The sequence below is a fragment of the Paractinoplanes maris genome (genome assembly GCF_023544465.1).
Taxonomy (GTDB): domain Bacteria; phylum Actinomycetota; class Actinomycetes; order Mycobacteriales; family Micromonosporaceae; genus Actinoplanes; species Actinoplanes maris.
The window spans coordinates 84,757-108,583 of record NZ_JALPVL010000018.1; the positions used below are offsets into that span (position 1 = coordinate 84,757).

The following is a 23,827-nucleotide window of genomic DNA, read 5'->3' on the forward strand; positions in this document are numbered from 1 at the left end:
GCGACTTTTGTCGGCAACTTTCCAGCGGGCGCCGTCGAACCGACCCTGAGCAGCACGGATACGCCGAAGATTTCTCGGCCGGAGCGAAAATTGAGGCGTCACGATTCAGTGACCCAGCGCACGCGGTGAACCTTTCGCGCCCGCGGTACGAACCACCCGGTGTGCGGGCCCATCGACTGCCGTGCGAGAAGGAGATGATCGGCATGCGACACCCGACCCGGGCCGGCGGCCGCATAAGCGCTGTCCTGGTCGTCACGGCGCTGGTGCTGGCGGGCACGATCACGCCCGCGCCGGCCGACGTGCCGGGCTTCGAGGTGAAGGTCGGCCAGGCCCCCTCGACGTTCACGATCGGCAAGGCGGGCACGCTCACCGCCGTCGCCTCCACCGATCGGGGCCGCCGCTGCCTCAAGGTGCGCTGGGCGCTGTCCGTCGAGACCAAGGGCGTCAGCCTCGACCAGGTCCGGGTGACCCGGGTCGAGAACGGCCAGTCCTTTCCCGTACGGGCCGGGGTGCAGGGCGAGGCGGCCACCGTGGTCGACGAGCGCCTGGACCCGGGCCAGCTCTGCCGGGACCGCACCGTCACCGGCCGCTGGGACATCTCCTTCACCGGCCCGGACGACGGCGAGGTGATCTTCGGGGCCCAGGCCTTCGACGGCACCGGCCGGCTGCTCAGCTCGACCGGCACCGAGGCCCGCGTGATCAGTCCGGTCGCGGCCAAGCCCAGCCCGAGCGCGACCCCGTCGCCCACGCCGACCGAGACCGCGCCCGCCGCCGAGGAGGAGACCGAGGAGGCCGTCGCCGACGAGCCCCCGGCCGGCGAGACCTCGACCGACGCGGCCGCCCTGACCCCCGCGTCCAGCACCTCCAACGTGCTGGGCATCGGCCTGATCGTCGGCGCCGTCATGGTCTTCCTCGGCGTCGGCATGCTGCTGCGGCTGCGCGTCCGCAACCGCCGCCAGCCGGCCCTGCAGGCCGAGACCCAATCGCTGCCGACCGGCTTCTACAGCATGCCGGACCGCCGGCGCCGCTAATCCACCGAGCGCTCGACGCGGATGACCACCGCGGTGGCGTTGTCGTCGCCGCCCGCAGTGAGGGTGTCCTCCAGCAGGGTGTGGGTGGCGGCGGCCGGGTCGTCGGTGGCCAGGATGCGGGTCAGGCGCTCGTAGGTGAGCTGGTCGGAGACGCCGTCGGTGCAGAGCAGGTAGACGTCGCCGGGTCGCAGGGTGACGTTGAGCAGGTCGGGCTCGGGGTCGTCGGGGTGGCCGACGTATCGGGTCAGGCGGTAACGGGCCGCCTTGGCCTCGTCGGACTCGGCCGCGAACCAGCCGTGCAGCACGCCCAGCCAGGCGATCGAGTGGTCGACGGTCAGCAGTTCGAGCAGGCCGTCACGCAGGCGGTAGACCCGCGAGTCGCCCAGCTGGACGATCCAGGCGGCCGCGTTCTCACCGTCGTGCTCGGCCACGAAGGCGGTCAACGTGCTCCCGGTCAGCTCGTCGAGGTTGCTGCCGGCCTTGCGGACGGCGTCCTGAGCCGCGGAGACGGCGGCCCGCAACGCGCCCGGGGTCTCGCCGACCATCACCTCGCGCAGGAACACCTCGACAGCCGTGTGACCGGCGACGGTGCTGCCCGGGCCGGAGCCCATGCCGTCGGCCACCAGCGCCAGCGGACTGCCCGGCTCGAGGTGCACCACGTCGTAGTTGTCCTGGTAGCGCTCCCCGGCAACGCTGCCGGCCGCCGCGGTGAGGCGACGGCCGGGTGCGTTCCAGGCGACTTTGCTGATGTCCACCTGTCCTTTTTACCGCTTTTTAATACACCGGACCCCGCTCCTCGTGGGTTAGAGCGGGGTCCGGCGGTCCTATCTACCCGTCCGCGTCAGGAGAGCGCCGGGTAAGCGTTGGCCATCAGCTGGCGGAACTGGGCCGAGAACCAGGCACCGGAGATCGGCGCGCCGGGCAGGGCACCGCTGAGGCTGTTGCCGTTGCGGGCGTTACCGGTGTAGGTCGGGTCGCACATCCGGTCGAAGCCCTTGCCCTCGTCGTTCGGGATCAGCGAGGACGAGCCGTCCGACTCACCCGGGGGCTTGACCCAGACGTAGGCGTCGATGCCGGCGGCCGGAGCCGCGGTCGGGCGCTCGCCGAGGCCGGCGCCGGACTGGTTGCACCAGTTGCCGGCGTGGATCCGGCGGTCGATGCGCGACTCGTTGACGTAGGTGTCGATGACCGTGGAGGTGCTGGCCGCGGCCGGGCGGGCCGAGCCACCCCAGCCGTTGCGGCTGGTGTCGATCAGCATGCCGATGTTGGAGTTGAAGCCGACCGAGACCAGCTTCTGGCGGAACGCCTGGGCGAAGGTCAGCTCGTCGGTGTACTGGTTCCAGTCCACCCACTTCGACTGCCGGACGCTCTGGCCGCCGACCGTGGTGGTCGGCTGGACGAACGGCTCTCGCAGGGCGGAGTAGTTCGCCGTGTTGGTGATGAAGCCGGTGACGTTGTTGACGCTGCCCGAGGCCTGGGCGGCCGCGAGCATGATGTCGGCGGTGGGGCCGAAGTTCGAGTCCCAGCCGATCCAGCCGTGGTGCGCCGCGTCGACGTAGTTGTAGCCGTTGGGCAGGGCGCCCAGCTTGTTCAGGGCGTAACCGACACCCTGGACGTAACCGCCGTTGGCCTTCATCGTGTCGCAGGTCGCGGTGCCGCCGGCCTGACCCGAGGTGTTGGTGATCAGGTTCGGCAGCGAGTCGATCTCGATGACGTTGATGATCCGCAGACTGCGGTACTTCGCGTCGGCCTGGATCGCGGCGATCGGGTCGATGTACTCCGTCTTGTAGCGGGGCAGCTCGTTCGGGCCGAGCTCACCGTTGGAGGCCAGCGCGGCGCAGTCCCGGCCGGGCAGGTTGTAGATCACGAACTGGATGTAGCCGGCACCCTGGGCGAGGGCCGTGTCCAGGTGGTCGCGGACGCCCATCGAGCCGTTCGAGCTGCTGTCGTCGGTGCCCTCGATCGCGGCGATCCGGTCGAGCCAGACGGCGGTCGGGTTGCTCGAGACCCGGTTGCCACCGGGCTCGGCGTCGGCTTTGGCCTTCCACTCCGGGTTCACGTAGCCCTGGACCCCGGCGTACGGGTTGTCGACCTTGGCGCCGGCCGGCGGCGGCGTCGTGGGCGGGGTGGTCGGCGGCGTGGTCGGTGGCGTCGTCGGCGGGGTGGTCGGTGGCGTCGTCGGGCCGGTCGCGCCGGTGCAGGCCGTGCCGTTCAGCGAGAACGTGGCGGGCGCGGTGTTCGTGCCGGAGTAGCTGGCGTTGAAGCCGAAGGTGGCGTTGCCGTTGGTGGGCAGCGAGCCCGCCCACGACGGGTTGGTCGCCGTGACCGCCTGGCCGGACTGGGTGATGGTGGCACTCCAGCCCTGCGTGATCTGCTGGTTCCCAGGGAAGGCCCAGGTCAGCCGCCAGCCACCGGAGATCGGGTCGCCGAGGTTGGTCACGCTGACCGACCCGGTGAACCCGTTGCTCCAGCTGTTGGCGGTGTAGTCGACCCGGCAGCCGGCCGCGGCGCTCGCACTGGTCGCGGCGAACACGCCGAGACCAGAGATGAGCGACGCGGCGGCTACCGCGGTCAGACCGCGGATGAGGACAGGTCTCATGTGGTGGCTCCTCGAGACATGCGGCGGCGCCCGTAGCGCCCGGGGATGAGCCGGGATATCGAGGGGCATCGCTCCCCGGCTGTTTCGACAGCATGACATGGGAGCGCTCCCACCGCAATCGTCTGTTAACAACGGGCTCAACTTGGCGGCATCGCGTATAACAGACGCGTGCAGGTATGGGAGCTCACCGAGGCGCTGGCCGAGGTTCCGGGGGTCGAGGTCAGCGTTCGCCGGGGGCTCCTGGCGATTCACATCCCCGCGCTGGGCGACACGGCGCGGCTCGATCCGGACGAGATCCTGGCGGCCGAGCCGGTCTTCGTGCCGACCAAGGCCGAGGCGGTGCAGCTCGACATCCGCAGCGGCCGGGCGGTGCTGCCGCTCATCGTGACCGTCGGCGACCTGGTGTTCAATCCCGCCTACGCCGACGATCTGGTCGAGCCGGGCGCGCACCGCCGGCTGCCCGCGCTGCCCAACCTCATCTCCTACTCCGAGATGCACCGCGACGTGCGGGCGCTGGGCAAGGCGATCGACGACGCGACACTCGATCTGGAGCCGGAGATCCTGGCCGCGACCCTGCTCGCGCATCGCTGCTTTCTGGCGGGGGCGATGCGGGTCGGGCTCTGGCCGGTACGCGTGGCCGCGTGGTGGGAGTATGCCAACGCCCGCGTCGGCGGCCCGGTCGGCGCCGCCCCGCTGCGGGCCGACCCGGACTGGGACGACCTGATGGCCGACGTGGCCGAGGCCCGCCGGCAGACCACACCCGCGCCGGCCCCCGGAGGAGCCGGCGCGGCCCGCTGACCTACTGGGTCCGCTCGTCTGCACCCGAACTGCGACCGCCTGGCCGTCAAGCGGGCCGGGCTTGTGCCGACCTTCATGGCATGAGCGTGAGCAGCGGTACGGGACCGGCGGGAGCCGTCCTCGGGGCAGACCCCCAGGACGCACTGCTGGCCGACCTGGTCTCGTTCATGACCAAGGACACGCCCTCGGTGCAGCACGTGCTGGACCTGTGCGTGCCGCATCTACGCGAAGCCGCCGACCTGACCGCGGCCACGGTGTTCGAGCTCGACTCGGAGACCGGTCTGCTCATGACGGCCGCCCAGGTCGGCCCGCCGGGCACGCGCGACCAACTGACCGCGGGCAAGATCTTCCGCATGGCGGCCGGTGCCAAACCGCTGGTCACCGGCGAGCAGATGGCCGTCCGGCTGCGCATCGGCGGGCAGACCGTGGGCGTGCTGCTGTTCACCGGCGCCAACCTGGCCGCGCTGCGGGCCGAGGTGCTCGCGCCGCTCGCCCTGCACTTCGCGGCCACGCTGCAGGGCCTGGCGGCCGAGAAGCAGCGCCAGTTCGTCTCGCACTCGGCCGGCACCATCCGCGAGCTCTTCGAGCAGGGCATGGCCGCCACCAGCGTCGAGGCCGCCGGCCGGGTCCTGGCCGCCACGTCGGCCGAGGGTTTCCGCACCGAGCACGCCGCCGTCATCCTGGTCGACCCGGACAGCACGGTCCGCTACGTGCACAGCGTCGGGCTGCCCGAGGGCGATGCGACGATCGCCGAGGTGGTCGGCAAGGCGGCGAGCGAGTCGCCGGTGTGGCAGGCGATCAAGGACGGCAAGGTCGCGCTGGCCAACGACTCGGCCACCTCCGTCGTACGCCCGTGCGACCTCGCCCTGCTGATGAAGCTCAAGTCGTTCGTGGCCATGCCGCTGCTGTCCGCCCAGGGCACGGTCGGCATGATCATGTGCGGCGACTCCAGCGCGACCCGGGAGTGGACCTTCCGCGACCGCATCCTGGCCGATCAGCTCTCGATCGAGGGCGGCCTGATCGTGGACAGCGCCGGCATGCGCCAAGCGGCCCAGGCCCACGTCGCCGAGCTCAGCCACCAGGCCTTCCACGACTCACTGACCGGCCTGCCCAACCGCACCCACCTGATCGACCGGGCCTCCCAGGCGGTCGCCGAGGCCGCGGCCACCCGCAGCCGGGTGGCGCTGATGGTGCTCGACCTCAACGGCTTCAAGCAGGTCAACGACACCGCCGGTCACCAGGCCGGCGACGCGCTGCTGCAGCAGGTGGCCAAGCGGCTGCTGGGTGCCGTGCGGGACAACGACGTGGTGTCGCGGCTGGGCGGCGACGAGTTCGCGATCCTGCTGACCAACGACGCCGACGAGGCGGTGGCCGGCGTCGTCGCCGGCCGCATCTGCGACCGGCTGCGCCGGCCCTTCGCCATCGACGGCGAGCAGGTGTCGATCGGCGGCAGCGTGGGTATCGCGCTCTACCCGGACGACGCCACCGACTACGAGGCGCTCATGCGGGGGGCCGACGCCGCGATGTACGAGGCCAAGCGGGCCACCAAGGGCAGCGGCGGCGGTTATCGCCGGGCCCGGGCCGGATCCTAGGAGGCGAGCTGCTCGGTGGTGGGCTGGTTGATCTCGGCCCACACGACGTCGAGGGAGAGGCCGAGGACGTCGGCGATCGCCGCGATGGTCGGGAAGGCCGGGGTGGCCACGCGGCCCGACTCGATCTTGCGGAGGGTCTCCGGCGAGACGCCCGCCGCCAGTGCGGTGTGCAGCATCGAGCGCTCGCCCCGGGCCCGGCGCAGGAGTGCGCCGAGCCGCTGGCCGCGCTCGACCTCGGTCGGCGTGAGCGGGAATCTGACCATGCAGCCGATTCTAATACCGGGATACTATGGCCGGGATAGTTATTGGCCCGGCCCCGCTGGTTGACGAGGAAGACCCAACATGATCGAGATGTTCGACCCCACCGACCTGCCCCGCGCGCGGGCCGCCGGCGCCCTGGTCGCCGACATCCTGCAGACGCTCAAGGGCCGCAGCGCGGTCGGCGTGAACCTGCTGGAGATCGACCGGTGGGCCGAGAAGATGATCGCCGACGCCGGGGCGCTGTCCTGCTACGTCGACTACGAGCCGTCCTTCGGGCGCGGGCCGTTCGGCCACTACATCTGCACGTCGGTCAACGACGCTGTGCTGCACGGGAAGCCGCACGACTACACGCTGGCCGACGGCGATCTGCTCTCCCTCGACCTCGCCGTCTCGCTGAGCGGGATCGTGACCGACTCGGCCATCAGCTTCGTCGTGGGCGACTCGCAGCCGGCCGAGAGCCTGGCCCTGATCAGCGCGACCGAGCGCGCCCTGCAGGCCGGGATCGCCGCGGCCGGCCCCGGAGCCCGCATCGGCGACCTGTCGCACGCCATCGGCTCGGTGCTCAAGGAGGCCGGATACTCGGTCAACACGGAGTTCGGCGGTCACGGCGTCGGCACGACGATGCACCAGGACCCGCACATCTCCAACACCGGCAAGGCCGGCCGCGGCTACAAGCTGCGTCCCGGGCTGTTGCTGGCGCTGGAGCCCTGGGTCATGGCCGACACCGACAAGCTGGTCACCGACGCCGACGGCTGGACTCTGCGCAGCGTGACCGGCTGCCGGACGGCACACAGCGAGCACACGATCGCCATCACCAGCGACGGGGCGGAGATCCTCACCCGTTCCTGAGCTCCGCCGGGCTGGTGGCGGTCGACCAGCCGGCCAGCCGGTCGGCCCACTCGCGGACGTGAACGCGGAGTTCGGCCGGCTCCAGGACGACGAAGGGCAGTCCCAGCCCGGCCAGGACGGCGGGAAGCCAGTCGAGGCGCTCCGCCCGGAGGCGTACGAGAAGCCAGCCGTCGTCCGGACCGGGTTCGATCCCGGCCAAGCCGGGTGGCAGCCGGGCCCGCACCTGGTCGGCCGGGCCACGCACGGCGACGGTGACCGGGTGGCGCCACGGTGTCCCGGCGCGGACCGCCTCGGCCGGCTCGAAACCTTCGGGTACGGCGAAGGTGCCGTCGGCCAGGCGGGCCGAGCCGATCCGGTCGAGGCGGAAAGTCCGCAGCTCCGCGTCGGCAGCGGCCGACAGATACCAGTGGCGGGAGTGGGCGACGAGACCGTACGGATGGACGGTGCGCTCGGTGTGCCGGCCGGTCCGATCGATGTAGGTGATCGTGGCCGGCCGGCGCCGGGTCGTCGCCTCGGCCAGGGTCAGCAGGACGGCCGCGCGGGGCGCCGGCACCTCGGGGGCCAGGAAGTCGGCACTGGCCGCGAGCGCATCGAGGCGGGCGGCCACCTTTCTCGGAAGCACCCGGCGCACTTTGGCGGCCGCGGAGCCGGCCGCCTCCGACGACGTGGCCACCAGACCCAGGACGACCGCGAGGGCCTCCTCGTCGGTCAGCATGAGCGGCGGCATCCGCAGCCCGGGGCCGAGCCGATAGCCGCCGTAACGGCCGCGCACCGACTCCACCGGCAGGTCGAGGTCGAGCAGGTGTTCGACGTAGCGCCGCAGGGTGCGCTCATCGACGCCGAGACGGCGGGCCAGATCAGCGGCGGTGTGGATGCCGCCGGTCTGCAGAATTTCGAGGAGTGCCAGAACGCGTACGGTCGGCCTGCTCATACTGATTCTTTATACCGGGCCGATCCTGCCCGGTATTGCTTCTAACGTGGTGGACATGAACTTCGCATCGGTACGCATCATCACCGCCCAGGTCAGCCGGCTGACCGACTTCTACGAACTGGTCACCGGAGTGGCGGCCCGGCGGCACACGCCCGACTTCGCCGAGATCCCCGTGCCCGGCGCGACGCTCGCGATCGGCGGCACCGCCACCGTCGAGCTCTTCGGCGCGGGGTCGGCCGAGCCCGCCGCCAACCGGTCGGCGATCGTCGAGTTCCGGGTGGACGACGTGGACGCCGAGTTCGCCCGGCTGCGCGACGTGCTCGGCGAGGTCGTCCAGGAGCCGGCGACGATGCCGTGGGGAAACCGCTCCCTGCTGTTCCGCGACCCCGACGGCACGCTGGTCAACCTGTTCACGCCGCCGGTCCGCTGAGGTCAGGAGAAGACCCAGGCGACCAGGACGCCGATCACGGCGCCGCTGGCCAGCAGGCCGGCGCCGAAGCGACGGGTCTCCGGACGCCAGACCGAGCCGACGCCGATGGCCAGGTAGAGCGGGACCCAGGCCCAGAACGGCCCGGACCAGCCGGCCATCGACGGGAAGAGCCTGATCGACCCGATGGCCGCGCACGGGCCGAGGCAGCCCAGCGCCAGGCCGCCCAGCAGACCGGCCAGCAGCGGCGGGTCGATCAGGCGGGCCTGTTGCGGCGGGGAGGCCACGGTGAGCACCGGGTCGTCGCCCGGGTGCTGGGTCAGGGTGATCACATAGCCGGCCGGGTCGTGGACGACCAGGACGCGACCGTCGCGCGGCCCGGTCTCCTCGACCCGGCAGCCGGAATGCTGCCAGAGCTCGCGCGTCGCCTCGTACACCTCGGGGGTGTGCTCGCCCAGGCCGGGCAGGCGCCCGCCGCGCAGGATCCGGGTGGCCGGCGGCGGCGACTTCAGCAGGGCCGCGGGGATCGGTTCGAGGCGCAACCCAGGGAAGGCGTGCAGCGTCGTCTCCAGCCGCTGCTCGACACCGCGGATCAGCTCGGCCCGGCTGCTCTGGCTCACCCTTGAGAGCCTCGTCCAGCCGGCGGCGCCCCACCCGGACTATCGGGAAATCCACCGCCGGGATCAGGTCGCGCCGTCGGCCACCCGGGACACCTTCACCCGCAGGTCGTCGCCGGGCTCGGGGCGGCCCGTCATGTTGGTCAGGTCCTCGCGCAGGCCGTCGAGCCAGGCACGCAGGTCGGCGACGATGTAGAGATCCTGCCCGAGGTTGTCGGGCCACTCCATCGGGGCCGGGTGGGCGCCCGGAGGCGACGGGGACTCGCCGAGCAGCAGGCGTTCGGCGGAGCGGTCGTACCAGGTGGCCACGTCGCCGGAGAGCGCGGTCAACTGCGTCACGCAGGGCAGCAGACCGCCGGAGGGACATGAGCGTACGAGGGCCTCGGCCCCCCGGACGGCGTGATGACCGGCGACCAGGGTGGCCTGCCAGTCGAGGGCCGCCGCGGGGTGCCGCTCGCTCTGATAGAGCGCGAACGACGCCTCGGCCAGCTGCCCGGCGCGGCGGGCCCGGGCCAGCGCGGTGCCGGGCTCGGCGCCGTCGGCCATGACGGCCACCGTCTCGCGGACGACCTCGGCCGCCGAGGCCAGGAACGTGCCGGTCGCGCGGTGCAGTTCGCCGGCGCCGCCGCGCGGCCAGGCGAACAGGCCGATCAGCACGCCGATGGCCGCGCCCAGCAGCACGTCGGTCACCCGCTGCTCGGCCAGCCGCCAGTCGACCGGCGTGAACTGGGCGAACACCAGCGTGATGACCAGCGTGAACAGGGCTTGCGACCAGCCCAGGCCGAGCAGCGGGCCGGCCGCGAAACCGGCGATCATCACAACCGGCAGCGCGACCGCGAAGACCACCGGGTCGAGGCCCAGCAGCAGGAGCAGCGCCGCGACGACCGAGCCGGCGACCGTGCCGACCAGGGCCGGCCGCAGGGTGGAGCGGGTCTCGGCGGCCGACGTGCGCAGCACGGTCAGGATCGTCAGCAGCACCCAGAAGCCGTGCGACAGGTCGAGCGCGCCGGCCAGCAGCCGGGCCACCGCCAGGGCCGCGGCCAGGCGCAGAGCGCCTTGGAAGGCCACCGAGCGAGGTGTCAGGTTCTCCTTGAGGCGGTGCCAATACAGGGCCGGGGTACGACGGTAGGCGTACCAGAACTGACCGGGCCGGGCCGTCTCGGGCGTCGGATCGGCGTGCTGGGGCGGCTCCCCGGCGGCGATCCGCACCGCCACGACCAGCGTCTTGGTCCACTCCCCGAGGGCCAGGGCGAGCGCACCCAGCCGCAGGCGCTCGGGTGGCAGGCCGTCCGGGTCGGTGTTCATCCGGGCCGCGCGGAAGTCGGTGATCGCCGCCGAGACCAGGTTGGTGTCGGGCAGTGGCCCGTCGCCGCGCAGCCAGGCGCCGGTGGCGTCGACACAGCCGGCGGTGGTGCTGAGCAGCTTGATCGCGGCGGGCCGGGTGATCGCCTCGCGGTCGGCCGAGAAGTAGAGGTCGACCACGCGGCCGAGCAGGAGCCGGGCGGTGCCGGCGGCCGAGGAGAGCGCCCGGTCGCGGCGGCCGGCCGAGGCGGGACGATCCATCAGCTGCAGCCGGGAGGGGCGCAGCGCGTCGGCCGCCTCGGTCGCCTCGGGCACCAGCGCGGCCAGCCGGTCACGCCCGGTCTTGTCGCCCGACCAGTCGTCGGCGAGCGCCTCGAGGCATGCGGCGAGCGCCGTGACGGCGTCGGCCAGGCGGTGCCGGTAGGGCGTCGGTGCCGGGTCGGGCCAGAAATACCGCTCGGCGGTGGCCAGCAGCACCACGGCCAGCGTGAATCCGCCGAGCCGTTCCGGGAGCGAACCGGGATCGTACGGCGGGAAACACGGCAGGATGTAGAGCAGTTGCATGCCGGCGGCCAGCCCCACCAGCCGCGGCCCGCCCACGCCGACGAAGCTCACGGCGAAACCGAGCACGAACATCCCGGCCGCGGCCGCCCAGTCGTTCACCGACAACAGGGTGCCCAGCGAGATCAGCGCCCAGCCGACCGGCAGCACCAGGATCAGGGTGCGGGCACGCTGCCGGGGCGACCCGGGGATCTGCGACAGCGCCCCGAGGGCCACGGCGCCGAACAACGCGTAGGGCGCGGCGCTCGCGCTGCCGAGCACATAACGGCAGAGGTAGAACCCCAGGCACGCGACCAGCGTGACCCGGACAGCCCGTCGCACAACGACCAGCTGCGGGTCCCGTCGGCGCACCCACCCCCACACGCCCATGATTCTCAGACGAAAGCACTCTCGCCGGTTATGGCGCGGCCCACGATCAGGGTGTTGATCTCGCGGGTGCCCTCGTAGGAGTAGAGCGCCTCGGCGTCGGCCACGAACCGGCCGATGTTGTAGTCGAGGACGATGCCGTTGCCGGCCAGCAGCTCGCGGGCCCAGCCGACCACCTCGCGCATGCGGGTGGTGCAGTAGGCCTTGGCCAGCGCCGAGTGCTCGTCGCGGTACTGACCCGCGTCCTGCAGCTGGGCCAGGCGCACGCACATGCCGAGCGAGCCGGTCACGTGGCCCAGCATGCGGACCAGCAGATCCTGGACGAGCTGGAACTTGGCGATCGGACGGCCGAACTGCTCGCGCTCCTTGGAGTAGTTCAAGGCGATCTCGTACGCGGCGAGCATGACGCCCACCGCCTCCCAGGCGACGCCGCTGCGGGTCTGCCGCAGCACCTTCGCGGTGTCCTTGAACGTGTTCGCGTTCTGCAGCCGGTCGGCCTCGGGGACGCGCACGCCGGTCAGCCGGATGTCGGCGTTCTGCACGGTGCGCAGGGCGATCTTGTTCTCGATCTTCGTCGCCTCGAAGCCGGGCGCGTCGCCGCGTACGACAAAGCCTTTGACCTGGTTGTCGGTCTCGTCGCGGGCCCAGACGACGATCAGGTCGGCGAACGTGGCGTTGCCGATCCAGCGCTTCTCGCCGTCGAGCACCCACTCGTCGCCCTCGCGGCGGGCCGTCGTGCGCAGACCGGCCGCCACGTCCGACCCGCCGGTCGGCTCGGTCAGCGCGAACGCGCCCACCTGGTCGAACGCGGTCATCGCGGGCAGCCAGCGCTCCCGCTGCTCGGGCGAGCCGCACATGGTGATGCTGCCCATCGCGAGCCCGGCGTGCACGCCGTAGAAGGTGGCCATCGACGCGTCGGCCCGGGCCATCTCGAGCGCGAGCCACCCGTTGAGCAGCGACGACGAGCCCTCCCGACCGGCGATGCCGAGGTCGGCGTACTTCTTGATCAGTGGGGTCGGGAAGTCGGCGCGCTGCCAGCAGTCGTTGGCGATCGGCACGACCTCCTCGTCGAGGAAGGCGCGAACCCGCTCGACAACCGCGGCCTCGTCCTCCGAAAGCAGGTCCTGAAAGGCGTAAAGATCTCCGGCGAGCATATTGCGTACCTACCCGCGAGGGGCCCGCCCTAGACTTCCAAGCCATGCTCACCATGCAGGACGCACTGGCCCGGTTGACCGCGTACTGGACGGCTCAGGGATGCCTGACCGTCCAGCCGATGAACACCGAGGTCGGTGCGGGGACGCTGAACCCGGCGACCTTCCTGCGGGTGCTGGGTCCGGAGCCGTGGCGGGTCGTCTACGTCGAACCGTCCGTGCGCCCCGACGACTCGCGCTACGGCGAGAACCCGAACCGGCTGCAGACCCACACCCAGCTGCAGGTGATCCTCAAGCCCGACCCGGGCAACCCGCAGGAGCTCTACCTGGGCAGCCTCGAGGCCATCGGCATCGACGTCAAGGCGCACGACGTGCGGTTCGTCGAGGACAACTGGGCGTCGCCGGCGCTGGGCGCGTGGGGGCTGGGCTGGGAGGTCTGGCTCGACGGGCTGGAGATCACCCAGTTCACCTACTTCCAGCAGGCCGGTGGCCTCAATCTCGACCCGGTATCGGTCGAGATCACCTATGGCATCGAGCGCATTCTCATGGCTCTGCAGGACAAGACCCATTTCAAGAACATCGAGTACGCCGACGGGATCTCCTACGGCGAGGTGTTCGGTCAGAGCGAGTACGAGATGTCGCGGTACTACCTGGACGATGCCGACGTGGCGGCGAACCGGCAGCTGCTGGAGATCTACGCGGCCGAGGCACAGCGGCTGATCGACGCCGGGCTGCCGGTGCCGGCTCACACGTACGTGTTGAAGTGCTCGCAGGCGTTCAACGTGCTCGACTCGCGCGGTGCCGTCTCCACCGCCGACCGGGCGGCCGAGTTCGCGCGCATGCGGCGCCTGGCCGGCGACGTGGCCCGGCTGTGGGTCGCCCGACGCGACGAGCAGGGCCATCCGCTCGGCCTGGTCGAGGCGCTGCCGCCGGCCACCGCGCCGGCTGCCCCGGTGGCCAAGTCCAGCCCCCGTACGCTGATCTTCGAGATCGGCACCGAGGAGCTGCCGCCGTCCGAGGCCCGCGCGACCCGTGACCACGTGCGGCGCGCGCTGACCGAGGGTCTGGCCGGCACCCGGCTCGAGCACGACGAGGTGCGGGTCTTCGCGACCCCCCGGCGGCTGGTCGCGCTGGTCCCGTCGGTCGCGGCCCAGGAGCCCGACCACGTACGCCAGGTCCGCGGCCCCAAGGTCGGGGCGCCGGCCAAGGCGGTCGAGGGGTTCGCGCGCGGCCAGGGGGTCACCGTCGACGATCTCGCGGTCGGGGAGTTCAACGGCGCGCAGCACCACATGGTGGAGAAGCAGGAGGCCGGCGGCCCCGCGGCCGAGGTGCTGGCGCCCGTGCTGGCCAAGGTGGTCAGCGGCCTGCGCGCGGCCAAGAACATGCGGTGGAACGACCCGCAGCTGTCGTTCAGCCGGCCGATCCGCTGGCTGACCGCGCTGTGGGGCGACGACGTGGTGCCGGTCGCGGTCGGCACCCTCTCGGCCGGCCGGCAGACCCGACTGCTGCGCACGGCCGCCGAGCCGACTGTGCAGATCGCCTCGGCCGAGACGTTCATGGAGACGCTCGCCCTGGCCGGCATCGTGGCCGACCCCGAGGACCGGCACGACCTGATCGTCACCGGCGCCCAGGACGAGGTGTATCCCGAGGGCCGCATCGACGTGGCCGGTGAGGCGGCGCTGATCGACCAGATCACCTACCTCGTCGAGGCCCCGACGCCGCTGCTGGGCACGTTCGACGAGAGCTACCTGTCGCTGCCCGACGCCGTGCTGACCACGGTGATGCGCAAACACCAGCGCTACCTGCCGGTCCGCTCGGCCGACGGGTCGCTGCTGCCGATGTTCGTGACCGTGGCCAACGGCCCGGTCGACGTGGAGCTGGTGCGCACCGGCAACGAGGCCGTCCTGCGGGCCCGCTACGAGGACGCGGCGTTCTTCTACCGGGCCGACCGCAACACCCCGCTGCCGGACATGCGCGAGCGTCTGACCCGGCTCACGTTCACCGACAAGCTGGGCTCGATGGCCGACCGGTCGGCCCGCATCGCCGCGCTGGCCACGTCGCTGGCCGAGTCGCTCGGCCTGTCGTCGGCCACGCTGGGCCGGGCCGCGCGCCTGGTCAAGTTCGACCTCGGCTCCCAGCTGGTCACCGAGATGACCAGCCTGGCCGGCGTGATGGCCCGCGACTACGCGCTGCACGCGGGCGAGCCGCGCGACGTGGCCCAGGCCGTCTACGAGGCCGAGCTGCCCCGCAACACCGGCGACGACCTGCCGGCCTCGATCCCCGGTGCCCTGCTCTCGCTGGCCGACCGCCTCGACCTGGTGGCCGGGCTGGCGGCCACGGTCGGCCTGCCCACCGGCAGCAGCGACCCCTTCGCCGTACGCCGGGCCGTGCTGGGCCTGCTGGCGGTGCACCGGGCCCACCCGGCGCTGTCCGGCCTCTCCCTGCTCGACGGCCTGCGCGCGGCCGCGGCCCAGCAGCCCGTGCCGGTCGCGCCCGCGGTGATCGACAGCGCGGCCGAGTTCCTGGCCCGCCGCCTCGAGCAGGCCCTGACCGAGGAGGGCCGGCCGGTCGACCGCGTCCGGGCCGCCATCCCCCACTACGCCCGGCCGTCGGTCGTCGACACGCTGCTCAGCCAGCTCGACACGCTGGTCGGCAACCCGGACTTCGTGGCCGTGGCCGCGGCCATCCAGCGGGCCCGCCGCATCCTGCCGCCGGACACCAGCGCGGGCTACGACCCGGCGGTGCTGACCGAGCCGGCCGAGCTGGCCCTGCACGAGGCGGTCACGGGCGTGAAGGCCGACTACGGACCCGACCTGGTCGCCTTCACCGCGGCGGTGGAGCCCTTGGTCGAGCCCCTCACCCGCTTCTTCGACGAAGTGTTCGTGATGGCCGAGGAGCCGGCGTTGCGAGCGGCCCGCCTGGGTTTGCTGGCCACGGTCCGGGACCTGGGGGCGGGGCTGCTCGACTGGCCGGAACTGCGCCTCTGAGGCTCAGGACGACGGGCCTGCCCACCGAGTGGTGGTCAACAGTGTTGTCTTCTCGATGGGTGGCAACCCGTCGTCCAGCCCACGGAGGCGTTCGTAGATCTGGCGCATCTCGGCCCGGCTGGCGATGTGGTCGGTGCCGGCGGCACGATCCAGGACAGTGACCGTGCCGGCCAGCTTGATCGACCCCACGGCGCACCCCGTGCTCCGTAGCCTGTCCAAGCGACGGATCTCGGAAGTGGCCATCCGCGCCCCCAGGCCGTCGTCGATGAGCACCAGCACCTCCGCGCCGGCCTCAGCGGCCACGACCGCGTGGGCGAGCACCATCGTTTCGCCCAGATCTTTGGGGTGCTTCAAGCGCGCAGCCAGTGGCTGCTGCGTGAGCCGGTGGACAACCCGGGTCAGGCCGGGCGTCGGTTCGTCGGGAAGTACCTCGATCCAGGTCGGGGTGAGTTTTCTCCAGGCTCTCTCCGCGGGACGGAAACGGGGGTCCAGGGCAGCTTTACGAAGCACCTCATGCTCGACCGCAGCGGGAGCGCTGAGCTTGCCCAAGATCCCGACAAGAAGGCGTTCCCGATGGATCGACAGAAAGTTCAGGCCGGGACCGGCGTCGATGATGGGCCGATGACTCATCGGTCATGGCCTTGTCGTCGTGTCGAAGTCCTCATTCTCGGCATCGAGAGCGTCGTCGAGAGCGCGAAGGTCTACGTGTGCCTCAGGTAGCTCGTCGGGATCCATCCAGTCGGCTTCGGGCTGTAGCGGATATATACCGGCATCGCGAAGTTCCGCCTGAGCACTTTCGAGTGTGGCGCCTCGTACCGTGGCGATCGTCCGCACGGAGACGACGCCCTCCACGTAACCCTGAATGGCGCGGGCCAGCAGCCGTTGCGGCGCTCGCCGCTGGTCTGTTTCGGCCGCGAGCCCGCGGTACTGGTCGATCCACCCGAAACGCGTGGCCAGATCTAGCGTGGAGACCGACATCCAATCGCTCTTCGTCTCGGCACTGATGTATCGGGCCTGCTCGAGAGCAATGGCGGCAACCTGCGGTGACACCAGGTATCTCTGGACGACGGCCGAGAGCATGGCGATGCCGATGTCTCGGGCGTCCGCGAGGAATGATCGCAACCCCTCGACCGGAACCAGAAGGTGCCGCGCGAAGGCGTCGGCCCGCTGCTCCATCGGCGTCCGCGCGCTCCAATCACAGGCGCTGTTGTCCGTCCAGTCACCAAGAACGACGTGGCCGAGCTCGTGTGCGAGGGTGCTGCGCTGCCGCATCGGGTGAGGCGTCCGGGCCACCCCGATGAAAACAGTGTCACGCTGCGGATCCCGCATCGTGAGGCCGTGTTCATCGGGACTCGCGTCCAGGACGGCCACGTCGATGCCGGCCGACTGCTCGATGACGGCGACGAGATCGCCGAGCGGTTGCAGTTCCAAGCTGTGGTCGCGCCGGAAGCGCTCGGCGGCGGCTCGGCCCTCGGTCTCAGGTCTCATGACCGTCACCGACGCCACGTGGTGGGCGGAATAGCCTGCTCATCCAGGTAGTCGTCCAGCTCGAGGAAGTAGAGCAACGCATCGCGCATGCGCTCCATGCCGGAACCGTTCGTGGCCCGGGCCGCGCACTGGACTCGATCCGCCACCGTGCTCGTGCCGGTGAGCTGGGCAACGGTGAACCCCGTGGCCCAGGAGATCGCCACGATCTCCGGTAGCTTCGCCATGCGGTCGCCGGAGATGACCCGCGACAACGTCGGCTGTGACATGCCGGCGGCGTCAGCAAGTGATCGCTGGCTCAATCCCGCCGCGACTCGCGCTTTCTCGATCATTTGACCGACATGCTGGCTGTCCATGACGCCGCCCCCGAGCTTGAATCACTTTCTGATCCGGTGATTCAGTCTATGTGATCGTCTGGCGTGGCACCATCCCAAGCCGCTCACCAGGGGTCGGCCGGTGGCAGAAGGCATGCGGCGCCACCGCGGTGGCGCCGGGTGGGAGCGACCGGAGAAGACCGGACGTTCCGGCGCCGGAGAATGCCGCGGGAGGGGGCGGGCCCCAGCCACGTACGGCACGAAGCTGTCACGATCGGCGCGACGCGCTCGGTGGTGGGGCCGTGCGGGGTGCGGGGACGGCCTAGGCTCGCCGGAATGTTGGTGAAGCGGGTGTGGGACAGGCACCACGAAGCGGCGAAGTTCCTTCTTGTGGGTGGCGTCTGCTTCCTGGTCACGACCGCGATCAACTACGCGCTCAAGCTGACCGTGCTGCACGACAAGCCGGTCACCGCGCTGGCCATCGCCACGACACTGGCCACGGTCCTGAGCTACGGGCTGAACCGGGAGTGGTCGTTCCGGCACCGCGGCGGGCGGGAGCGGCATCACGAGGCGGCCATGTTCTTCACGGTCAGCGCGATCGCCATCGTGCTCAACCTGATCCCGCTCGGCGCGTCGCGCTACCTGCTCGACCTGCGGGTGCCGGACGTGAGCCGGCCGGTCCAGGAGATCGCCGACTTCGTCAGCGGCATCGTGCTCGGCACGCTGGTGGCGATGGTGTTCCGGCTGTGGGCGTTCAAGCGGTTCGTCTTCCCGCAGCCCCAGGTGCGCCCCCGCCGAACGCCGAAGCAACGGGGACCGCGCAGCAGAAGACTGCTCCACAACCGCACCGCGGTCCGGCGCGAACACACCCCGGGCCGACGCGGGTAGACACCGATCCGACGCGGGCAGGCCCAAGTCCGAACGCGGGCAGACTCCAACTCGACACACCGCGCTCCTAGCCTGACGCGGGCAGGCGCTGGCCCCGACGCGGGCAGTCGGTGGCCCTACGCGGGCAGGCGCTGGAACGGCGAGCGTGGGCCGGATGAGTGTGAGCGCGGAAATTGGGCGGCCGGGGCGCTTCGGGACTAGTGCGCCAGGACGACGCGTAGCAGGGTTTCGCCGTCAGGGGCGTACTGGGCGTGCAGCACGAACCACGGGAAGGCCCACTCGTCGGTGGGGCCGGTGGTGTCGTGGTGGGTTCGGTCGGGGTCGGTGCTGGTTGTGGGGCGGCCCAGCGCGGCCCACAGGCTGGTGCGGCGGGCGATCGTGCCGCCGCGGCCGGGGATGGCGCCTCGGTAGGGCTGGAAGCCGGCGTCGTCGGTGAAGTGCAGCATGATCCAGGCCACCCGGTCGTGCTCGTCGACGGCGAGCGACACGCCGTGGTCGCGGGACTCGTATCTGCGGGCGCCCTGGGTGGCCATCAGGCCGTACTCCCGGCTGACCGCCAGGGCCCGCCCTTCCAGCAGGTTCTGTCCGAGCAGCTGGGTCAGGTCGCTTCGCGGGACGACGTTCGGCTGCATGGCGTCACTCCTGGTCAGGGATTCGGGGGTCACTGTAAGCACGGCGAGTTAACTCCACGTGAACCCGTGCAGCCTTCCCGATCCGTTTCCGTGATCGCCACGCCGACGATGCCTCGGCGTCGGTTTTGTCCCTTCGACTGTGCCGGGGACCCCGGGCGACGGACGCCGCGGCGAGTCCCGTGGAGGATCACGTGGCCGACCGACGTCAGGTGCTGCGCATGGGAGCCGTCGCCGCGGCCGCTCCCGCGCTCGCCGGAACGGTTGCCGCCCCGGCGCTCGCGCACGGGCCCCAGCACAGGGAGCCCGAGATCTTCGGGCACCGCGGTGCCTCCGGCTACCGGCCGGAGCACACTCTCGCGTCGTACGAGCTCGCCGCCCGCATGGGCGCCGACTACATGGAGCCCGACCTGGTGTCGACGAAGGACCACGTGCTGGTGTGCCGGCACGAGCCCGAGATCGGCGGCACCACCGACGTCGCCACCAGGCCCGAGTTCGCCGCCCGCAAGAAGACGGTCCTGCTCGACGGCGTCAGCGTGACCGGCTGGTTCACCGAGGACTTCACCTTGGCCGAGCTCAAGACCCTGCGCGCGATCGAGCGACTGCCCGCCGTGCGCCAGGAGAACACCCTGTACGACGGCCTCTTCACGGTGCCGACCTTCCAGGAGGTGCTCGACCTGCGGACGCGCCTGTCCAAGGAGCTCGGCCGGGACATCGGCGTCATCCCCGAGACCAAGCACCCCACGTACTTCCGCCGGCTCGGCCTCGACCTCGAGACCCCGCTCGTGCGGACCCTGCGGAAGAACCGCCTCGATCGGCGTGGGACCAAGGTATGGATCCAGTCGTTCGAGGCGGCCAACCTGAAGGTGCTGCATCAGCAGTACGGGGTGCAGGTCAACCTGGTCTTCCTGACCAGCGCGACCGGCAGCCCGTTCAACGACACCAAGACGTACGCCCAGTATCTGACCCCGGCCGGGCTGAAGGAGCTTTCCTCGTATGTGGACGGTGTGGGCCCCGACAAGAGCCAGGTGATCCCGCGCAACGCCGATGCCACGCTGGGCACGCCGACCACACTGGTCCGGGACGCCCATGCGGCCGGCCTCAAGGTCATCCCGTACACGTTCCGCGCCGAGAACCAGTTCCTCCCGGCGGACTACCGGGTGGGCACCGACCCGAACGCCTACGGCCGGGCCATCGACGAGCAGATCACGTTCCTGAAGACCGGCGTCGACGGCCTCTTCACCGACCAGCCCGACATCGGCGTGCTCTCCCGCACCCTCGCCGGCTGACACCGCCCGGCCGCCGACCCCGCCCTGCCGCTGACCCCGCACGCACCCGCCCGGGGTCAGCGGCGCAGCGCGGGTTCGAGCATGGCGAAAGCCTGCTCGGTCAGCTCCAGCGGATCGACCTGCCCCTCGCTGACCGCCCACCGTTCCAACGCGGTGTTCAGAGCCGCGAAGGCGAGCCGCGTGGCCATCTCCGGATAGAACGCCTCCGCCTCCAGGCCCAGCCGCGCGGCCAGGATCGCGGCCAGGTCGGCCTGCCAGCGGGACTGGCGTTCCAGGGAGCGGGCGTGCAGCACCGGCGTCCGCAGGATCAGGCGGACCACCGCGAGGGTCTTGGCCGCGTCGTGATGACCGGCGCAGAAGTCGATCGCCACGGTGACGGCGTGGCGCAGCGATTCGGCCGGGGGCTCGGCCGGCGGCCGGGCGGTCAGCTCGTCACGCATCTGGTCGCCCAAGTCGGCCAGCAGCTGGATGACCACGTCCTCTTTCGACGCGTAGTAGCGGTGGAACGTGCGCCGGGACATGCCGGCGGCGGCCACGATGTCGTCGACTGTCGTCTCGTCGTAACCGCGGACGGCCAGCAGCTGCAGCGCGGTCTCGCGCAGCTCCTCACTGACCAGGCGGCGTTTGCGCTCGGCCAGGGTCGGAGGCGCTGAAGCGACCGATACGCGACCCAGGAGCGGCGAGGGGTTCGGTGCGCGGGTCGGCGCGGAGCCCGGGACGGACGATGCCATGACGCGGATGCTACAACACGACTCTGTTGACACACTGTGCCACGGAGGGCACGATAGGGCACATGACGACTCACGGGGACATCGCGGGACGCACCTTTGTGGTCACGGGGGCCAGCAACGGGCTCGGACTCGCGACCGCCCAGGCCTTGGCCGAGCGGGGCGGGCACGTCGTTCTCGCCGTACGGGATGAGCGGAAGGGCCGGGAAGCGCAAGCCGCCCTGACCGGCGGCACCAGCGAGGTGCGCCGCGTCGATCTCGCCGACCTCGACGACGTGCGCGCCTTCGCCGCCGGGCTGGACCGGGTCGACGTGCTGATCAACAACGCGGGCGTGATGGCACCGCCGTTCACGCTCAGCAAGCAGGGCTACGAGCTGCAACTGGCCGTGAACCACCTGGCTCACTTCGCCTTGACCGGCTTGCTGCTCGACCGGCTGGCCGCCGGCACCGGTCCGCGGGTCGTGACCGTCAGCTCGGTGCTGCACAAGAACGGCCGGCTCGACTTCGACGACCTCAACGCCGAGCGCCGTTACCGGGCGACCGCCGCCTACAACAACTCCAAGCTGGCCAACGCCGTCTTCGGCCTCGAGCTGCACCGCCGCCTGACCGCGGCCGGTTCGCCGGTCCGCAGCATCCTGGCCCACCCGGGTTACGCGGTGACGGGTCTGCAGGCCGGCGTGCAACCCGGGCTCTATCGCACATTGCTGACCAGGATCGGCAACCCGTTGATCGCCGTGAGCGCCGAGCAGGGCGCTCGCCCCACGGTGCATGCGGCGACCGCCCCCGGCGTGGAGAGCGGCCAGTTCATCGGCCCGGGCGGTCCCGGCGGGATGCGGGGCGCGCCCGCCGTGGTGCGGCCCGCCCCGGTCGCTACCGATCCCGGGACGGGTCACCGCTTGTGGAGCGTGTCGGAGGAGCTGACCGGCGTCCGGTTCCCCCTCCCCCAGCCCACCGCTTAGCCGGACACGGCCACTCGCCCAGCGCACCGGGGAGCCGGCCACGCCACTCGCCCAGCCCCACCTGGCAGCCGGCCACGGCCGCCGGCCCTACTTGTCGACGATCGCCGGCCAGACGTGGTCGAAGCTGATCGTCTTGCCGAAACCGCTCGCCACGATGTAGGTCAGTCCGAGCAGCACGCCGAGCACAACGATCGCGAAGAGCGTGCCCGCCATCACCTTGCCGGCCGGGCGGGGCTGCGCGCCCTCGCCACCCGCGCCGTGGGCCAGCGACCGGATGCCCAGCGCGAAGAGCACCGGCAGCCCCGCACCGAGGATCAACCCGGCCAGCAGCACCTTCCACGCGCCCTCGAGGGCGAAGCCCAGATTGCTCATCAGTGCGTGGCCCCCGCCGGGACGCGCTCGGCCGCGGCCGCGGGCTCGTCCCACTCGTCGTTGACGTTGGTGTGGTCGACCGGCGCCAGCCGGGAGCGCAGCCACATGCCGCCCGCGGCGACCAGCAGCAGCGCGAAGATCACGATCGCGCCGGCGACACCGCCGACGAAGTCCCCGAGATACCACATCAGGGCGCCGACCATGGCGGCCGCGGGCAGGGTGATCAGCCAGGTCGCGGCCATCCGGCCGGCCACCCGCCAGCGCACCTGGGCGCCGGGCCGGCCCACCCCGGAGCCGAGGATCGAGCCGGTCGCGACATGCGTGGTGGACAGGGCGAACCCGAGGTGGCTGGAAGCCAGGATGACCGCGGCCGACGCGGACTCGGCCGCCATACCCTGCGGGGGCGCGATCTCGACGAGACCCTTCCCGAGCGTACGGATGATCCGCCAGCCACCGAGATAGGTGCCCAGCGCGATCGCCAGCGCACAAGCCGCCTTCACCCAGAACGGGATGCTCTTGGTGTCGGTCCATTCACCGGAGGCGATCAGCGCCAGCGTGATGACACCCATCGTCTTCTGCGCGTCGTTGGTGCCGTGCGCGAGCGAGACCAGCGAGGCGCTGCCGATCTGGCCCCAGCGGAAGCCGTTCTCGGTGAAGCGCGCGGCCACCCCGACCGTGACCTTGTAGATCAGCCAGGTGCCGACCGCCGCCACCACCCCGGCGATGACCGGCGAGATCAACGCCGGGAGGATCACCTTGCCGACCACGCCGTCCAGCTTCGAGCCGTTGCCGTTCCAGTTCACCCCGGCCCAGCCCAGGCCCGCGATGGTCGCGCCCACCAGCCCGCCGAACAACGCGTGCGACGAGCTGGAGGGCAGGCCCAGCAGCCAGGTCAGCAGGTTCCAGACGATGCCGCCGATCAGGCCGGCCAGCACGATCAGCAACAGGGCCGTTCCGCCGTCGCTGGTGAGCGACTCCTTGGGCGTACCGTCCGCGTTCTGGATGCGGACGACCGCGTTGCTGACCGTCAGGGCCACTTCGACCGAGAGGAACGCGCCGATCAGGTTGAGGATGCCGGAGAGCGCGACGGCCACCTTGGGCCGGAGGGCGCGGGTGGCGATGGAGGTGGCCATCGCGTTCGCCGTGTCGTGGAACCCGTTGGTGAAGTCGAAGCCGAGGGCCGTGACCACCACGAGAACCAGGATCACCGATGTCTCTGTCACACGGCTAGGGTCGCCTCCGGAAGAGGGGGACGACAGAGTTCAGCAACTGTGAATTTGATATTTCGCGGTCGTTACCCGTCCGATCATGGATAGTTCACCGGAAGTTCAACTGGCGGGTGATGTGCGTAACGAACGCGGCCCAGCTCAGTCGATCGGCGGATCGGCGAGGGGCCAGCCGCCGGCCGCCAGCCGCGCCGATACCCGCACCACATCCTCGGGGGTGGCGTGCTGCAGCATCGAGTCCTTGATCATCGTTTCGATGTCCTGCGCGTTGATCGGGTCCGGGCTCTGCAGCGACTGCTCGGCGAGGTCGTTCGCGATCTTGCGGACCTCTTCCTCGGTCAGCTTGCGGCGCAGCACCCCGAGCAGGGCCACGTAATCCCGGCGGGGAACGCCTGTGGGGTAGCCGGCGCGCAGCCAGTCGACCGCACGGACGAGGAAGTTCGAACGATTGTCGGTCACAGCCTC

The 23,827-nt window shown here is 71.2% G+C and carries 24 protein-coding genes; 9 read left to right on the forward strand and 15 right to left on the reverse strand.

The features are described from left to right. The first annotated feature begins 203 nt into the window (after positions 1-203). The gene (locus tag NAG42_RS41105; RefSeq protein WP_250037948.1) at positions 204-1,031 is read left to right on the forward strand and encodes a hypothetical protein; all 828 of its coding nucleotides are present in this window, start codon (positions 204-206) and stop codon (positions 1,029-1,031) included. On the opposite strand, the gene NAG42_RS41110 is transcribed toward NAG42_RS41105, so the two are convergent. Both NAG42_RS41110 and NAG42_RS41115 read right to left on the reverse strand, forming a co-directional pair. Beyond that, positions 1,028-1,786: a PP2C family protein-serine/threonine phosphatase gene (locus tag NAG42_RS41110; RefSeq protein ID WP_250037949.1), complete on the reverse strand. Its 759-nt coding sequence runs from the start codon at positions 1,784-1,786 to the stop codon at positions 1,028-1,030. The genes NAG42_RS41105 and NAG42_RS41110 overlap by 4 nt on opposite strands. A gap of 86 nt (positions 1,787-1,872) precedes the next feature. Further along, the gene (locus NAG42_RS41115) at positions 1,873-3,630 is read right to left on the reverse strand and encodes a glycoside hydrolase family 6 protein (protein ID WP_250037950.1); all 1,758 of its coding nucleotides are present in this window, start codon (positions 3,628-3,630) and stop codon (positions 1,873-1,875) included. Positions 3,631-3,798: 168 nt separating this feature from the next. On the opposite strand from NAG42_RS41115, the gene NAG42_RS41120 reads away from it, so the two are divergent. Further along, positions 3,799-4,428 (forward strand): hypothetical protein, encoded by a 630-nt coding sequence (locus tag NAG42_RS41120; RefSeq protein ID WP_250037951.1) that lies wholly within the window; start codon positions 3,799-3,801, stop codon positions 4,426-4,428. Between the two features lie 80 nt (positions 4,429-4,508). Then, the gene (locus NAG42_RS41125) at positions 4,509-6,020 is read left to right on the forward strand and encodes a sensor domain-containing diguanylate cyclase (RefSeq protein WP_250037952.1); all 1,512 of its coding nucleotides are present in this window, start codon (positions 4,509-4,511) and stop codon (positions 6,018-6,020) included. Here NAG42_RS41125 and NAG42_RS41130 read toward each other — a convergent pair. Next, positions 6,017-6,283 (reverse strand): helix-turn-helix domain-containing protein, encoded by a 267-nt coding sequence (locus NAG42_RS41130; RefSeq protein ID WP_250037953.1) that lies wholly within the window; start codon positions 6,281-6,283, stop codon positions 6,017-6,019. The genes NAG42_RS41125 and NAG42_RS41130 overlap by 4 nt on opposite strands. A gap of 79 nt (positions 6,284-6,362) precedes the next feature. Between NAG42_RS41130 and map the strand changes: the two genes are divergently transcribed. After that, complete coding sequence (map, locus tag NAG42_RS41135; RefSeq protein ID WP_250037954.1) at positions 6,363-7,130, forward strand: type I methionyl aminopeptidase; 768 nt, start codon at positions 6,363-6,365, stop codon at positions 7,128-7,130. On the opposite strand, the gene NAG42_RS41140 is transcribed toward map, so the two are convergent. After that, complete coding sequence (locus NAG42_RS41140) at positions 7,117-8,061, reverse strand: helix-turn-helix transcriptional regulator (protein ID WP_250037955.1); 945 nt, start codon at positions 8,059-8,061, stop codon at positions 7,117-7,119. The genes map and NAG42_RS41140 overlap by 14 nt on opposite strands. Positions 8,062-8,116: 55 nt before the next feature. On the opposite strand from NAG42_RS41140, the gene NAG42_RS41145 reads away from it, so the two are divergent. After that, entirely contained in the window at positions 8,117-8,491 is a 375-nt protein-coding gene (locus NAG42_RS41145; protein WP_250037956.1) for a VOC family protein, read from the forward strand. Positions 8,492-8,493: 2 nt separating this feature from the next. On the opposite strand, the gene NAG42_RS41150 is transcribed toward NAG42_RS41145, so the two are convergent. The 3 genes from NAG42_RS41150 to NAG42_RS41160 form a co-directional block, all read right to left on the reverse strand. Next, positions 8,494-9,108: a hypothetical protein gene (locus tag NAG42_RS41150; protein WP_250037957.1), complete on the reverse strand. Its 615-nt coding sequence runs from the start codon at positions 9,106-9,108 to the stop codon at positions 8,494-8,496. Between the two features lie 63 nt (positions 9,109-9,171). Beyond that, positions 9,172-11,289 (reverse strand): FUSC family protein, encoded by a 2,118-nt coding sequence (locus NAG42_RS45250; RefSeq protein WP_250037958.1) that lies wholly within the window; start codon positions 11,287-11,289, stop codon positions 9,172-9,174. A 53-nt stretch (positions 11,290-11,342) separates the two neighbouring features. Next, positions 11,343-12,488 carry an acyl-CoA dehydrogenase family protein gene (locus NAG42_RS41160; RefSeq protein WP_250037959.1) on the reverse strand — a complete coding sequence of 382 codons (1,146 nt, stop codon included), beginning with the start codon at positions 12,486-12,488 and terminating at the stop codon, positions 11,343-11,345. A 44-nt stretch (positions 12,489-12,532) separates the two neighbouring features. Between NAG42_RS41160 and NAG42_RS41165 the strand changes: the two genes are divergently transcribed. Next, positions 12,533-15,472: a glycine--tRNA ligase gene (locus NAG42_RS41165; protein ID WP_250037960.1), complete on the forward strand. Its 2,940-nt coding sequence runs from the start codon at positions 12,533-12,535 to the stop codon at positions 15,470-15,472. A 3-nt stretch (positions 15,473-15,475) separates the two neighbouring features. Here NAG42_RS41165 and NAG42_RS41170 read toward each other — a convergent pair whose 3' ends face one another. From NAG42_RS41170 to NAG42_RS41180, 3 genes are all read right to left on the reverse strand, one after another. Next, positions 15,476-16,102: a PIN domain-containing protein gene (locus NAG42_RS41170; RefSeq protein ID WP_250037961.1), complete on the reverse strand. Its 627-nt coding sequence runs from the start codon at positions 16,100-16,102 to the stop codon at positions 15,476-15,478. Between the two features lie 3 nt (positions 16,103-16,105). Further along, complete coding sequence (locus tag NAG42_RS41175; protein WP_250037962.1) at positions 16,106-16,903, reverse strand: ImmA/IrrE family metallo-endopeptidase; 798 nt, start codon at positions 16,901-16,903, stop codon at positions 16,106-16,108. Positions 16,904-16,965: 62 nt separating this feature from the next. Further along, positions 16,966-17,313, reverse strand: a complete 348-nt coding sequence (locus tag NAG42_RS41180; protein ID WP_250037963.1) for a helix-turn-helix domain-containing protein — start codon at positions 17,311-17,313, stop codon at positions 16,966-16,968. A 294-nt stretch (positions 17,314-17,607) separates the two neighbouring features. Here NAG42_RS41180 and NAG42_RS41185 point away from each other — a divergent pair, with 294 nt between their 5' ends. After that, entirely contained in the window at positions 17,608-18,159 is a 552-nt protein-coding gene (locus tag NAG42_RS41185) for a GtrA family protein (RefSeq protein WP_250037964.1), read from the forward strand. Positions 18,160-18,356: 197 nt separating this feature from the next. On the opposite strand, the gene NAG42_RS41190 is transcribed toward NAG42_RS41185, so the two are convergent. Further along, a complete protein-coding gene (locus tag NAG42_RS41190) occupies positions 18,357-18,791 on the reverse strand; it encodes a DUF6392 family protein (RefSeq protein ID WP_250037965.1) in 435 nt (144 codons plus the stop codon). Between the two features lie 191 nt (positions 18,792-18,982). On the opposite strand from NAG42_RS41190, the gene NAG42_RS41195 reads away from it, so the two are divergent. Then, positions 18,983-20,077, forward strand: coding sequence for a glycerophosphodiester phosphodiesterase (locus tag NAG42_RS41195; RefSeq protein WP_250037966.1), 1,095 nt, complete (start codon positions 18,983-18,985; stop codon positions 20,075-20,077). Between the two features lie 56 nt (positions 20,078-20,133). Here the strand turns inward: NAG42_RS41195 and NAG42_RS41200 are convergent, their stop codons facing one another. After that, on the reverse strand, positions 20,134-20,808 hold the full coding sequence (locus tag NAG42_RS41200; protein ID WP_250037967.1) for a TetR family transcriptional regulator: 675 nt from the start codon (positions 20,806-20,808) through the stop codon (positions 20,134-20,136). Positions 20,809-20,870: 62 nt separating this feature from the next. On the opposite strand from NAG42_RS41200, the gene NAG42_RS41205 reads away from it, so the two are divergent. Beyond that, positions 20,871-21,764 carry an oxidoreductase gene (locus tag NAG42_RS41205; RefSeq protein WP_250037968.1) on the forward strand — a complete coding sequence of 298 codons (894 nt, stop codon included), beginning with the start codon at positions 20,871-20,873 and terminating at the stop codon, positions 21,762-21,764. Between the two features lie 87 nt (positions 21,765-21,851). Here NAG42_RS41205 and NAG42_RS41210 read toward each other — a convergent pair whose 3' ends face one another. The 3 genes from NAG42_RS41210 to NAG42_RS41220 form a co-directional block, all read right to left on the reverse strand. Next, on the reverse strand, positions 21,852-22,136 hold the full coding sequence (locus tag NAG42_RS41210) for a hypothetical protein (RefSeq protein WP_250037969.1): 285 nt from the start codon (positions 22,134-22,136) through the stop codon (positions 21,852-21,854). Beyond that, entirely contained in the window at positions 22,136-23,359 is a 1,224-nt protein-coding gene (locus tag NAG42_RS41215) for an inorganic phosphate transporter (RefSeq protein ID WP_250037970.1), read from the reverse strand. Before NAG42_RS41215 ends, NAG42_RS41210 begins: the two co-directional genes overlap by 1 nt. Before the next feature lie 144 nt (positions 23,360-23,503). Continuing rightward, on the reverse strand, positions 23,504-23,821 hold the full coding sequence (locus NAG42_RS41220; RefSeq protein ID WP_250037971.1) for a DUF3349 domain-containing protein: 318 nt from the start codon (positions 23,819-23,821) through the stop codon (positions 23,504-23,506). Between the last annotated feature and the right edge of the window lie 6 nt (positions 23,822-23,827).